Origin of the sequence: Corynebacterium amycolatum (genome assembly GCF_016889425.1) — a bacterium.
Lineage (GTDB): Bacteria > Actinomycetota > Actinomycetes > Mycobacteriales > Mycobacteriaceae > Corynebacterium > Corynebacterium amycolatum.
Genome location: NZ_CP069513.1, coordinates 2119325 through 2132300 on the forward strand (window position 1 = coordinate 2119325; position 12976 = coordinate 2132300).

Genomic DNA, 12976 nt, shown 5'->3' on the forward strand with positions numbered 1-12976 from the left:
AGCTACTTCTTGCCCTGCCCGAAGTCGAGATTATTGAGGTCAAAGCCCTCCATGCCTTCTGGCAGCTGGTTGCCCATCTGCTTCTGTAGCTTCTGCAGCTCGGCCATGCTAGGCATCCCCGGCATGCCCTGCATACCGGGCATTCCGCCACCGCGCATTGCCTTCGGCGGCGTCGGGCCGCGGTTAGCGCCCTTGCGCTTATTCTTGCCCTTGCCCTTTCGGCCACGCTTGGCCTTGCGGTTCGATGGGCGGCCACCGCCCATACCGAAACGACCGGCCATCTGAGCCATCATCTTGCGTGCCTCATTGAAGCGCTCGATGAGCTGGTTAACCTCCGAAACAGACACACCGGAACCGTTGGCGATACGACGACGTCGTGAAGCGTTCAGAATCTTCGGATTCTCGCGCTCTTCCGGAGTCATACCGCGGATAATCGCCTCGATGCGGTCAAGCTGCTTTTCATCGACCATTTCCGCGGCCTTGGACATTTCCGCGCCGCCGGGGAGCATCTTGAGGATGTTGCCGATTGGGCCCATCTTGCGGACCATCATCATCTGCTCGAGGAAGTCCTCGAGAGTCAACTCGCCCGAACCAATCTTCTGGGCAGACTTTGCAGCCTGCTCATGATCAATTTCCTTGGAAGCGACCTCAACCAACGTCTTCAGGTCACCCATGCCCAGGATGCGGCTGGCCATGCGGTCTGGGTGGAAGACGTCAAAGTCCTCCAACTTCTCGCCCGTGGAGGCGAACAGAATCGGCTTACCTGTGACCTCACGGATAGACAGTGCAGCGCCACCGCGCGCGTCGCCATCGAGCTTGGTCAGTACAACACCGGTGAAGTCAACGCCATCTCGGAAGGCCTTGGCGGTCTCTACCGCGTCCTGACCAATCATGGAGTCGATGACAAACAGAACTTCATGCGGGTTGATGGCATCGCGAATATCGCGGGCTTGCTTCATCAGAACCTCATCGATACCCAGGCGACCTGCGGTATCGATAATCACCACATCGTGGCGATGCTGGCGAGCATAAGCGAGGCCACGGAACGCGGCGTCAACTGGGTTGTCCTCGCTGGTGCCCATTTCATGGGTGGAATCGAGGCTGGTGCCCGGGAACGGTGCGAAGCACGGCACGCCTGCACGCTCAGCCACGATTTCCAGCTGCTGCACCGCACCTGGGCGCTGCAGGTCGCAGGCGACGAGAACTGGGGTGTGCCCCTGATCCGTGAGGTACCTGGCCAATTTACCGGCCAAGGTGGTCTTACCAGCACCCTGCAGACCGGCCAGCATGATAACCGTTGGCGGCTGCTTCGACATATTGAGACGTCGAGTCTCGCCACCGAGGATGTTGATCAGTTCCTCATTGACAACCTCAATGATTTGGTTGGCCGGGTTGACCGTCTGGCTGCCAATAATTTCGTTAGCGCGTTCCTTGATGCGCTTGATGAAGGTACGGACAACCTCAAGGGAGACATCGGCTTCCAGAAGAGCCAGCCGAATCTCGCGGGCGGTGGCGTTAATATCCGCCTCAGTCAGGCGACCCTTCCCGCCCAGCCCCCGCAGGGCACCCGTCAAACGATCGGAAAGAGACTCAAACAAGTTTCCAGCTCCCCTTTTGCCTTATCTTTTCTTAACTGTTCTACCGTACCCGCTGGCTACTCCGTTTGGCACATATCTACAGCTTCGCCTATCGACAACAATTGCATCCCATCCACCCTAAACACCCCGATTCGGGTGTAACCAATAGGAAGTAGAAATCGGCAATAGAGTGAAGCTCTTTTATTCTCGGGAACGTTAAATTACTATTCATTATTTTAACGTGACAATTAAACACGACCTAAGACAGGGTTGTCCCACTGCATAAAGAACGTTTACACAACCTATCTACCGCCAGGTAGATAACAGACAAGTAACGCCAATAGCCAACTTTTACTAAGGACGATCCTAGTGCACGCCTCCCCCGAAATGGTGCAAACTAAATTGCAAACCGGCAGCATTACAGCAGGTCAAAGTGTGCCACTACACACCTAGAGTTATCCCTATAACTACTTCCAATGCCATGCATATATCAACCAGTTTATGGTTAGCCATGAACCTAGTTAACCGCAGTTGGCCTGGTTTTATTTTCCGCCGTGCACGATGAGGGATGAACGGCGAAATCATATTCATCGGTCTCTGACCGTTTGACTCCTTGGGAGGTTTTCATGAAGAAGTTCACTACGGCTATCGCCGCCACCTTCTCCGCCAGCATGATTGCAAGCGCAGGCATCGCTACTGCACAGATTCCGGCCCCAATGCCGACCGAGTGCCCCGCCGGCCAGCACTTTGAAAACGTCGACGGCACTTTCCAGTGCGTTGCAGACCAGCCTGAGCAGGATTCCGCTGACGGAATTCCGGCCCCAATGCCGGACAAGTGCCCAGACGGCCAGCACTTTGAAAACGTCGGCGGAACCTTCCAGTGCGTCGCGGACAAGGAAGCCCCTAAGCCTGAAACGCCGGGCAACAATGAGTCCCAGCCCGGCAACCTCGGAAACCCAGGTATTTCTGATAAGCAGTGCCCGGAGGGCGAGCACTTCGACATGAGCAAGCCAGTTCCGGGCAACCCGAACGTCTTCGGTGCCTGCGTCAAGGACGAGACGAAGCCGGATACTGACAAGCCAGGCAAGGACAAGCCGGATACTGACAAGCCAGGCAAGGACGGCAAACCGGGCAAAGACGGCAAGGATGTCAAGGTAAACGTTGACATCAAGATCTCTGCTGAGTGCAAGAACGAAAACAAGTGCACGAAGGAAGAGAAGAAGGCCAAGGAAAAGGCTGAGAAGAAGGCGTCCGAGTCCAAGAAGACGACCTATTCCGAGAACGTAAAGAAGGTTTCAGACTCCAAGAAGTCTGAGCAGAATAACTCTGAGTCCAAGAAGGCTTCTTCCACTCAGAGCACTGGCCTAGCAGCCACCGGCGTTGACGCCACCACCCTGGGCGGAGCCGCTCTGGTTCTTCTGGTCGGCGGTGTCGCTGCTACCCGCATCGCCCGCAAGAACCGCTAAGAAGCTTAGGGTTCTACCCCGCTAGCGAAACGTAAACTGCTCCTGATGCCAATTCAGCATCGGGAGCATTTTTGCGTGTCATATCTTCGAAACGTTATAACTCCTATAGCTCGAACCATAAACCGCACAGATACCGATTTTTTACCAAACCGCTACGCCCCACCCGCCTTTCGCCACCCCGACACGATTAGGAAGCACCATTCGCCAGCAAAGATGAGCGAAAGCTATAAGACATTAGAAGACTCGGCTCCATTAGCGAAGACAGAAAAGCCCTATGCCGAGTCGACAGTGGCAAGTTCTATAAACGCTCCAACCACAACGGGTGTACACACTCAGCGTTGTAAATATAAGTTCCCACTTTCCTCTACTGAGGTTTGGACGAGTCAACAATTTTGCTTTACCCCCTCCCCAAACCCATGCCACTAAAGACTTTAATTAGTTATTAGAATCAAATGTGTGAACAGTGTTCCCCCTTAAGCCCATTGATTGCAGGGCTTTCCTATAGACATTGTGAGGTTTCCAAATGAAGAAGCTCTCTTCGACCATGGTGGCCGCTGCCGCTTCAGCCGGCATGCTCATCGGCGTTGGCGCCGCCACCGCACAGATTCCTGACCCCGCCCCATCGGAATGCCCCGCCGGTCAACATTTTGAAAATGTTGGCGGTACTTTCCAGTGTGTAGATGACGCGGCAAACCCGGATCCAGGAGGTTCATCGAACGATGGCATCCCACCGGGCGTTGAGGACACCCAGACCTGTCCCGACGGTTCCCCGCGGGATATGAGCAAGATTGACCCGGCAACCGGAGCTTACGGCGCGTGTGGCACTTCAGATGATTCCGGCCCAACTCCGGAGCCTGACGAAGATGCCCCAGAGAATGACGGAATTCCGCCGGGAGTCGATGACACCGCAACGTGCCCCGATGGTTCCCCGCGGGATATGAGCAAGATCGACCCGGCAACCGGAGTCTACGGCTACTGTCCAACTTCCGACGATGAAAACCCAGACGATGACGCACCGGGGGATGATGAAAACCCAGGTGACGAACGGCCTGGGGACGACAAGAATCCTGGGGAGGAAAATCCAGGAGACAAGCCCGACAACCCTAAGAATGACGGTAAGCAAACCGGGACCAAGAACACTGGTCTAGCAGTCACTGGTGTTCAGGCGACTGCCCTCGGCGGTGCGGCTCTCGCACTCCTGGTCGGTGGCGTGGCAGCTACCCGCCTCGCACGCAAGAATTCTAAGGATTCCTAGCACAACTCTCCGCTAGATTCCTAGCCCCTCAACAGTAAAAGCCCCGGAGCCCCGCGTATCCTCTACAGAAATCTACGCGGTGGCTCCGAGGCCTTTACTTTTTGCCGGGAGGGGGCAACGACCGACGCTGTACTCACCAATCAATGGAAAATTCACTCATCGATGTTAGTTACTATTTGCGGCCGCCGAGCAGTGCGTCTACAAAGCTCTCCGGCTCAAACGGCGCCAGGTGGTCAGCACCTTCACCAAGGCCAACCAACTTCACCGGTACACCGAGCTCGTTTTGCACCTGGAATACAATGCCGCCCTTCGCGGTACCGTCCAGCTTGGTCAGAGCAACGCCGGTGATGTCTACAACATCCCGGAAAGTACGAGCCTGCAGCAGACCATTTTGGCCAACCGTCGCGTCCAAAACCAGGATGACTTCATCAACCTGAGCCTTCTTCTCCACCACGCGCTTAATCTTGTCCAGTTGGTCCATCAGTCCGACCTTGGTGTGCAGGCGGCCGGCGGTGTCGATGAGCACCACATCAGCGCCGGACTCGATACCGTGAGCAACTGCCTCAAATGCAATAGAAGCAGGATCCGCGCCTTCAGCGCCACGAACGGTCTCGGCACCGACACGACGGCCCCAGGTTTCCAGCTGATCTGCAGCAGCGGCACGGAAAGTGTCCGCTGCACCGAGAACAACATGGTGGCCACCGGCCACCAGCACACGAGCCAGTTTGCCCGTCGTCGTGGTCTTACCAGTGCCGTTGACACCGACCACCAGAATCACTGCGGGCTTGCCCTCGTGCGGAAGTGCGCGAATGGAGCGATCCATCTCAGGCTTGCACTCCTCAATCAGCACCTCACGCAGCAGGGCGCGTGCCTGTTCTTCCGTGCTCACCTTCTGGCTGGCAATACGCTCACGCAGCTTATCGACGACACGCTGCGTCGCAGCCGCACCGAGGTCAGCCATCACCAGGATGTCCTCGACCTCTTCCCACGCGTCCTCATCAAGGTCACCCGCGCCCAAGATGCCGAGCACAGACTGGCCAATTGCATTCTGCGACCGGGACAGACGACCGCGCAGGCGACCCAGACGTCCCTCAGCCGGGTCAATGGAGTCAATCTGCTGTTCCGCTTCTGGCTCCGGCGTCGGCTCCGGCTCTGGCGTCGGTTCTGGCGTCGGCTCTGGCGTCGGTTCTGGTTCGGGAGTCGGCTCCGGCTCCGGCACCGGTTCAGGAGCAGAAACTACCTCTACCTCAGGCTCTGCTTGGGGCTCTGGTTGTGGTTCCGGCTCGGGCTCTGATTCCTCTTCTCCGGCCGTAGGCAAATCGATTGGGATTTCCCGCATTACGCGGTCGTGATCCCCCTCCATTTCGGTGGGGTTATCGGGAATAGGCAGTTGGCCTTCCGGCTTCAGCAGGGAGCCATCCGTCGACTTATCAACGGGCTCATCTGCCCGCTTTTCAACTGGTTCCGGGACCTGCTTTTCAATGGGCTTTTCCACCGGCTTGGGCATCGGTTTTTCAACCGGCTGCTTCTCACGGGTATCAGTTCCACTACCGGCCGGAGCGAAGTTAAAACCACTAGTGGCCTGGTAATTTCCAGACTTCTCCTGCTGGGTGAGTTCCTTAGTATCTTCCTTCGCAAAGGAAATGCGCTGGTTTTTCCTGCGGACATAGCCCACAACAAAAAGCAGCGCGATAATAACGACAATCGCGACGACAAGGAGTATCCACTGAGTTGGAGTCATAACTCTCATTATGCAGTATCAACGACTCTTCCTCACTTACTCCGCGCCTACTCCGCTCCTGTCGACGGAGTTGCGGATGCCGGTGACATTCGCTGCGAGATTACTCGAGTCACACCATCGCCCCGCATGGTCACACCGTAGAGCACATTCGCAACGTCCATTGTTGGCTTCTGGTGCGTAATGACAATCAGCTGACTGGTCGCGCGGAGTTCCTCGAGCAACGCAATAAGGCGACGCAGGTTAACGTCGTCAAGCGCTGCCTCCACCTCGTCGAGCACGTAAAACGGACTCGGGCGAGCGCGGAAAATAGCAACGAGCATTGCCAGCGCCGTCAGCGACTTCTCGCCGCCGGAGAGCAACGAGAGTCGCTTGACCTTTTTGCCCGGTGGGCGAGCTTCAACCTCGATACCTGTGGTTAGCAGGTTGTCAGGCTCAGTGAGAACCAGTCGTCCGTCACCGCCCGGGAAAAGCGTTTGGAAGACCGCGGGGAATTCTGCCTCGACATCGTTCCACGCGTCTGTGAAGAGCTGCAGAATCGTGGCATCGACTTCCTCGACAACATCGGTGAGGTCCTGGCGGGCCTTGAGGACATCATCGAGCTGCGTGGATAGGAAAGAGTAGCGCTCCTCCATCGCCTTATACTCCTCCAGCGCCAACGGGTTGACGCGGCCGAGCACACGCAGATCCTTCTCCGCCTGTTTGAGCTGCTTCGTCACGGCTGCGCGGTCAAAGTTCTCATCAGGAGCAAAGTCCGCGAGCAGGTCATCGACAGACAGCCCCAACTGGTCGACGATGCGCTCTGCAGCCTCGGTCACGCGGACCTGCGCCTGTGCACGGGCGATGTCTCCCTGGTGCGCGGAATCCGTTAGCTGTGCCAGCTCACGTTGCGCCCCATTTGCCTCCGTCCGTGCCGCCGATAGTGCCTGCGACACCGTCTTCTTCTGCGCCTCGGCATCGTCGCGATCGGCCTCTGCCCGCGCCAACGACACGTTGACCTTCGCATGCAAATCCTCAGCCAGCTCCGCGACGACTTCTGCCAATTCGCGCTGGGCAACCTTAGCCATCTGCGCCTGCTCATGGCGCGCCTTCGCTACGCGCTCCGACGCAGCCTGGCGACGAAGCCGCTCGGCCTTACCTCGTACACTCGACAGCCTCTCCTCTGCCGTACGCAGCGACAGACGCGCCTCTGTCTCCATGGCGCGCACTGCCGTCAGAGCCTCCGAGGCACGGTCACGTTCGCTTGTCGACGGTTCCCCCTCCTCGGGGTCACGGTCAACGCGAGCCAAGCGGTCCGCAACCTCCGCCAATTCCTTCTGGAGCTTCGTTACTCGGTCCACGGCTTCGGCTCCGCGCTGCTCAGCACGTTCGGCATCATGCACCACGCCGGACAGCTGCGCCGTGGCCCGAGTTCGGGCATCCGTGAGGACCTTCATACGACTCTGATGCTCACGCAGCGCAGCACGGGCGGCCGCAGCGTCAGTGCGGCGGTCCTCTTCTTCGGCCTGTGCACCGGAGAGCACACCACCGAGGTCACTCAAACGCACCTGCGCCTCCGCCAGCTCTTCGCGGGCCTTGGCAATGTCGGCGGCGATTTCCACACCTGATGCAGTGCCACCAGCACCGCCAGCTACCCAACCAGAGCCACGCAGCACACCATCGCGGTCAACAACGCGCAGTCGAGTATCCTGCGTCACCAGCTCACGGGCAACGAGTTCGTCGTCGCAGGCCACGACATCAACGAGCAGAGAGGTCAACGAACCCGAAAGCTTCGCGGGCACTGTCACATGGTCGAGCAGCCAGGATGCCTGTGCGGGCAAAGTGATGTCCAAGCGCCAGGAGTCGGATGCATCCGCAGAACTGATAACGACGGCACTGCCTTTGCCTGCAGCCACCAGCTCGTCGATAAGCGAATCTCCACTGCCCTCGCTGACTAGTGCTTCGGCGGCCGCGCCGAGGGCTGCGGTGAGCGCTTTTTCCCAGCCAGCGTCGACATCGATGACTTCAGAGAGAACGCCGAGCTCGTGCTTTTCGCGTAGCCACGCGGTGCCGTCGTTGGCAGCAGCGGTGCGGGCGGTCTCTAGAGCTTCGATGCGAGCGGACAAACCTGAGACGCTGCGCTCGAGGTCGCGCTCGTCAGCACGGAGTTCTTTCAACCGTGTAGAGGCCAGCTCTGCTTCCCGGTTAGCCTGTTCATAAACGCTCTGCAGCTCGGGACCTTCGAATTCGGCCTCGGCTAGTTCCTGTGCGGCGTTTTCCACGGCTTCGGTGGCATCGGCCCGGCGTTCGTCGGCCTCATTGGTTTGCTCGGCAAGGCGTGCAGCTTCGGCTTCGGCGGCTTCCAAGCGAGTGCGCAGAGATTCTTCGGCGGAAATGAGGCGAACCACTCCTTCGCGACGGTCGGCGATTGCGCGAACGGCCGCGAGGTGCTCGGCCTCTGCTTCGCGGAACGTTTCCTCGGCATCGAAAAGCGTTTCGCCGATTTCCTCCAGCTTTTCGCGAGCCTCTGCCTCTGCCTCTGCAAGCGTGGCTTCTTCGGTGGCGGCATCGTCGGCACGCTGCTCCAGGAAGTCCGGGTCCGGGCCTACCCACGGAGCGACGGAATGGTCGGCCGCGCGATCGGCGGCGATGCGGGCCGTCGCTTGAATACGCTCACCGAGTGCGGAGAGACGGAACCATAGGTCACGGGCAGCATCGGCAGCTGGAGTAATGTCCTCCAATTCGGCTTCGAGTTCTGCAGTGCGCTCAGCGGCAATCTCAGCACGCTCCGTGGCAGCTTCTACTTTTTCCTCAATGAGCTTGGCTTGACCAGCAATGTCATTGAGGCTGTCCTGCAAGTCCACGAAGTCCGCGGCAGCCAAACGCAACTTGGCATCGCGCAGGTCTGCCTGCACAGTCTGAGCGCGAGAGGCAGCCTCAGCCTGACGTTTTAGCGGCTTGAGTTGACGGGAAAGCTCACCTGTCAGGTCCTGCAGCCGGTCGAGATTGGCCTGCATCGACTGCAGTTTACGCTGCGCCTTTTCTTTGCGACGACGGTGTTTGAGCACGCCTGCGGCTTCTTCAATAAACGCACGACGCTCCTCTGGCCGAGACTCCAGAATCTGAGAAAGCCGGCCCTGGCCGACGATGATGTGCATCTCACGGCCAATGCCGGTGTCGCTGAGGAGTTCTTGGACGTCCATGAGGCGGACGCGAGAACCGTTGATTTCGTATTCGCTGGCGCCGTCGCGGTACATGCGACGCGTGACAGAGACTTCTTTATATTGAATGGGAAGTGCCCCATCGGAATTGTCGATGGTAAGAGTAACCTCCGCGCGCCCCAAGGGCTTTCGCCCGGAAGTACCCGCGAAGATGACATCTTCCATTTTGCCGCCACGGAGGGTCTTGGCGGAGTGCTCGCCCATAACCCACGCGAGGGCGTCGACAACATTCGACTTACCAGATCCATTCGGGCCGACAACTGCGCAGATGCCGGGCTCGAATTTCATCGTCGTCGCCGAAGCGAAGGATTTAAAGCCCTTCAGAGTCAGCGATTTCAAATACATGGGGCAATATCTTACCTGCAGTTGTGGACTGGAGCTGAATTAACCCAAGGACCCACTTGTTTTCACAGCCTCATTTACACAGCCTGGATTACACAGCCGCCTGCTTGGCCGACGTGTAGGCCGACTCACCGTGCTGAGCAACGTCGATACCAGAATGTTCCTGCTCGCCGTGGATACGCCAGCCGACGGTTACCTTCAGAACTCGGGCAATGATGTACGTCAGCACGCCCGAGAACACCGCTGCGATGACCGCAATAATGATCTGGATGGCGAACAATTTCAGGCCGTCGATGCCACCGCCGGTAAGCAGTCCGCGGTCGTTAGCCAGCAGGCCAACACCAATCGTTCCCCACATGGCTGCAACCAGATGCAGACCAACCACATCCAGGGTGTCATCGAAGTTGAACTTGTACTTTAAACCAACGCCCGAGCAAGCCAGCACACCGCCGATATAGCCCAGAATGATTGAAGTCACCGGGTTCATATCTCCTGCGGCCGGAGTAATAGTCACAAGCCCTGCGATGACCCCCGAAGCAGCACCCAGCGAGGTGGGATGTCCATCACGAAAACGCTCGAGTGAAATCCAGCCGAGCATGCCTAGGCACGCTGCCACCGTCGTATTTAGCCATGCCAGACCAGCGACACCGTCGGCAGCAAATGCCGAACCGCCGTTGAAGCCGAACCAGCCGAACCACAGCAGTGCAGCACCCAGCATGACGAGTGGCAGGTTATGCGGGCGATGCTGGCTGCCATCGATAGACTTGCGCTTGCCGACGATAATCGCCAGCACCAAAGCGGCGGTACCAGCAGCAATGTGCACAACCGTACCGCCAGCGAAGTCAATTGGAGCGATGGCAGCCTCGCCGTCAGCGGCCCCAAACAGTTTTGCCGAAAGGCTCTCTGCAGAGTGGCTCAGCAGACCACCACCCCAGACCATGTATGCCATTGGGAAGTACACCAGCGTTGTCCAGATACCGACGAAAATCAACCAGGTGGAGAACTTCACGCGTTCGGCCAGCGCGCCAGAAATCAGCGCTACAGAAATAGAGCAGAACGTGAGCTGAAATCCGATGTCGATGATGTTCGGGTAACCGTTTGCACCCGTAATATAGTTGCCGTCATCGTCCGTGATTGAGTTACGCAGTCCAAAGAACTCGAACGGGTTGGCAAATACACCACCGATTGGCTGCGACCCGTAGGACATCGACCAGCCCCACAGGACGTAAATGGCACCGACAACGCCGACAGCGCCAAAGCTCATCATCATCATGTTGAGTACCGACTTCTGTCGCGACATGCCGCCATAGAACAGCGCGAGCGCCGGTGTCATGAGCAAGACCAACGAAGCCGAGATCAGCATCCACGCTGAGTTTCCCGACTGTGCAATCACTTCTTCAGGCGTCATTTGTGCCTCCCCTGTCTGTCAGTAGGTAGTTATTAACTTAAACCACCCTGATTCCGTATTTGCGTAGTCTTTTTCTCACTTGCGTATTTTTCTAGCGCTCCGGGAGCTCTTTAGCGCCCCAATCAACTACCCCAAGACACGAAAAAATCCCCCGCCAACTGCGCAAAATCAATCACACAGAGCGAGGGATAAAACGTATTCGAATTTTTCGGTTTCCTACACCGACATGGGGGGGGAGGAAGACAGTTAGCACCCGCTTAACGACGGTCAAACGTGCTAAATGCCCCCTTCGGTTCCTGCCATAGGGGCACCACTGCCGTCACATTGCCTGGAGTATTCGGCCCCTCCAGCCAAGCGAGCAAACTCTCACAGTCTGCCCGTGGCCCTTCGGCAACAACTAACACCCGACCATCCGGATAGTTCTGGGCGTAACCAACCAACCCCAACTCCAGTGCCGTCGCGCGGGTGTACCAGCGAAAACCGACACCTTGAACGCGTCCGTGTACCCATGCGGTGAGGCGGACGTCGTTAAGCGGCATCGGACTCACGCACCGTCATCGGGTCGGAACCATCCCAGCACTCGATCTTGTCGTGACCGCGGAGGTTAGGCAGATCATCGCGGTGGAATACTGGATTAAGTCCCTTGGCCTTCTGCTCGGAATAGTTCTTCAACAGGGCGACTGCGACACCGCCTAGCGGCAGAATCGCGATGATATTGATGGTGGCCATGAGTGCGGAGAACGTATCTGCAAGCGACCAGACTAGCGGCACGGAACCGACAGCTCCGCCAATCACGCACAGGATAACCAGGACGCGCACGGTGTTCAAGACAGCCTTGCTCTTTGACAGGAACGGGATATTCGCCTCGGCGTAGTAGTAGTTACCCACCAGCGAGGAGAACGCGAGGAAGAAGATGATAACCGTGACCGCGTGGATGGCCCACGTACCCACCTGCGCCGACAGCGCAGCCTGAGTCAACGCGGTGCCCTCCGCATCGCCGCCGAAGGTCGGATCGGACAACAGGATGATAACTGCGGTGATGGTACAGACGACCCAGGTGTCGAAGTAGACACCCATCGTCTGGATTAGGCCCTGTTTGACCGGGTGCGACACCGACGCCGTAGCCGCCGCATTTGGTGTGGAACCCATACCGGCCTCGTTGGAGAACAGACCACGGCGAATACCCTGCATCATGGCGGTACCGACAGCGGCACCAGCAATCTCACGGATACCGAAGGCGTGCTCAAAAATCAGCTTGATCAGGCCCGGCACCTCGGTGATGTTGAGAGCCAAGACAATCAGGCCGAGGATAATGTAAGCCACGGCCATAATCGGCACGATGATCTGTGTCACCGCCGAAATACGCTGCACACCACCGAAGATGATGACGCCGACCAAGATTGCCAGCACAATGCCGACGCAGAATTTAAAGATCGGCGTTTCCTGACCAGTCGACTCAGCCACAGCCGCCGTGATTGAGTTGGACTGCACCGCATTGAACACAAAACCGTAGGTCACCGTGATCGCGATGACGAACAGCGACGCCATCCAGCGCCAGTTCTCTCCCAGCCCCTTGGTGATGTAGTACGCGGGCCCTCCTCGGTAAGAGTCCTTATCCCGCACCTTGTACAGCTGCGCCAGCGTCGACTCCACGAAGCTGGTAGCACCGCCAATCGCAGCGAGTAGCCACATCCAAAACACGGCACCTGGCCCACCCGTAGTGATTGCCACCGCCACACCTGCGACGTTACCGGTACCGACACGCGAGGCAGCAGAGATTGTGAAGGCCTTAAAGGCCGAGATGCCCTTGACCCCCTCGGAGATGTCAGACGGCTTTTCGGTAATTGCCTTGAACATCTCCGGGATGTACCGGAGCTGCACCACAATGGTCCGCCAACAGAAGTACAGGCCTGCACCGCTGAGTAGCAGAATCATGAACAGCCAGTACTTGTCATTCCAGGCGTTGACCCAATCGGTCGCTTGTTCCATG

8 protein-coding genes are annotated in these 12976 nt (G+C 57.9%); 2 read left to right on the forward strand and 6 right to left on the reverse strand.

Annotation, left to right across the window (positions count from 1 at the left end):
- Positions 1-2: 2 nt before the first annotated feature.
- On the reverse strand, positions 3-1598 hold the full coding sequence (ffh, locus tag I6J19_RS09310) for a signal recognition particle protein (RefSeq protein ID WP_038628644.1): 1596 nt from the start codon (positions 1596-1598) through the stop codon (positions 3-5).
- Between the two features lie 605 nt (positions 1599-2203).
- Here ffh and I6J19_RS09315 point away from each other — a divergent pair.
- Positions 2204-3043: a hypothetical protein gene (locus I6J19_RS09315; protein WP_187402575.1), complete on the forward strand. Its 840-nt coding sequence runs from the start codon at positions 2204-2206 to the stop codon at positions 3041-3043.
- Between the two features lie 523 nt (positions 3044-3566).
- Positions 3567-4298 carry a hypothetical protein gene (locus tag I6J19_RS09320; protein ID WP_038628640.1) on the forward strand — a complete coding sequence of 244 codons (732 nt, stop codon included), beginning with the start codon at positions 3567-3569 and terminating at the stop codon, positions 4296-4298.
- 172 nt (positions 4299-4470) lie between these two features.
- Here the strand turns inward: I6J19_RS09320 and ftsY are convergent, their stop codons facing one another.
- The 5 genes from ftsY to I6J19_RS09345 form a co-directional block, all read right to left on the reverse strand.
- On the reverse strand, positions 4471-6039 hold the full coding sequence (gene ftsY, locus I6J19_RS09325; RefSeq protein ID WP_038628638.1) for a signal recognition particle-docking protein FtsY: 1569 nt from the start codon (positions 6037-6039) through the stop codon (positions 4471-4473).
- Positions 6040-6086: 47 nt separating this feature from the next.
- A complete protein-coding gene (smc, locus tag I6J19_RS09330; protein WP_038628636.1) occupies positions 6087-9581 on the reverse strand; it encodes a chromosome segregation protein SMC in 3495 nt (1164 codons plus the stop codon).
- Between the two features lie 88 nt (positions 9582-9669).
- Positions 9670-10986: an ammonium transporter gene (locus I6J19_RS09335; protein WP_038628634.1), complete on the reverse strand. Its 1317-nt coding sequence runs from the start codon at positions 10984-10986 to the stop codon at positions 9670-9672.
- Between the two features lie 257 nt (positions 10987-11243).
- The gene (locus I6J19_RS09340; RefSeq protein ID WP_081914014.1) at positions 11244-11525 is read right to left on the reverse strand and encodes an acylphosphatase; all 282 of its coding nucleotides are present in this window, start codon (positions 11523-11525) and stop codon (positions 11244-11246) included.
- Positions 11515-12975 carry an alanine/glycine:cation symporter family protein gene (locus I6J19_RS09345; protein WP_038629544.1) on the reverse strand — a complete coding sequence of 487 codons (1461 nt, stop codon included), beginning with the start codon at positions 12973-12975 and terminating at the stop codon, positions 11515-11517. The genes I6J19_RS09340 and I6J19_RS09345 overlap by 11 nt, the downstream gene beginning before the upstream one ends.
- Position 12976 lies beyond the last annotated feature (1 nt).

What these genes read in the sequence shown, in the direction of transcription:
- I6J19_RS09315 (WP_187402575.1), top strand. Translation starts at nt 2,204, where the DNA reads ATGAAGAAGTTCACTACGGCTATCGCCGCCACCTTCTCCGCCAGCATG.
- I6J19_RS09320 (WP_038628640.1), top strand. Translation starts at nt 3,567, where the DNA reads ATGAAGAAGCTCTCTTCGACCATGGTGGCCGCTGCCGCTTCAGCCGGC.
- ftsY (WP_038628638.1), bottom strand. Translation starts at nt 6,039, where the DNA reads ATGACTCCAACTCAGTGGATACTCCTTGTCGTCGCGATTGTCGTTATT.
- smc (WP_038628636.1), bottom strand. Translation starts at nt 9,581, where the DNA reads ATGTATTTGAAATCGCTGACTCTGAAGGGCTTTAAATCCTTCGCTTCG.
- I6J19_RS09335 (WP_038628634.1), bottom strand. Translation starts at nt 10,986, where the DNA reads ATGACGCCTGAAGAAGTGATTGCACAGTCGGGAAACTCAGCGTGGATG.
- I6J19_RS09340 (WP_081914014.1), bottom strand. Translation starts at nt 11,525, where the DNA reads ATGCCGCTTAACGACGTCCGCCTCACCGCATGGGTACACGGACGCGTT.
- I6J19_RS09345 (WP_038629544.1), bottom strand. Translation starts at nt 12,975, where the DNA reads ATGGAACAAGCGACCGATTGGGTCAACGCCTGGAATGACAAGTACTGG.